Source organism: Halogeometricum pallidum JCM 14848 (genome assembly GCF_000337095.1).
GTDB lineage: Archaea > Halobacteriota > Halobacteria > Halobacteriales > Haloferacaceae > Halogeometricum > Halogeometricum pallidum.
Genome location: NZ_AOIV01000029.1, coordinates 1 through 356, shown reverse-complemented (window position 1 = coordinate 356; position 356 = coordinate 1). Strand labels below are relative to the sequence as shown.

The window sequence follows — 356 nt, the reverse complement described above, 5'->3', positions numbered from 1 at the left end:
TCTATATATCTACCTCCTCTCTGACACACCATGGGCAAATGGGCTGTGGGCCAATTTCATTCACTGTAGACCGAAGGTCTACAGTTAATGAATACTGTAGGGGAGGGTATCACTGAATACGCATACTACCAGAAGTATGATAAACCGACTACGAGTCCTTGTACCTCACACGGTGCTCCTCCGGCACACGGTGGACCAGTTCACTGTAGATCGCCCGGAACGCATTCCCGATCTCAGCGAGCCGCGCCACATCGTCGTCCGTCAGTGGCTTATCATCGTTCAGTAACGCCCGCGTCAACGTGTCTGCGGCCGTTATAGCCTCCTGCTTCTGACCCTCCAGCACCAACGCCACGAAC

General features: G+C 53.7%; 1 protein-coding gene. It reads right to left on the bottom strand.

Annotation, left to right across the window (positions count from 1 at the left end):
- Positions 1 to 148: 148 nt before the first annotated feature.
- The coding region (locus C474_RS12955) for a hypothetical protein (protein WP_008387470.1) at positions 149 to 356 on the bottom strand (208 nt) is incomplete at its 5' end.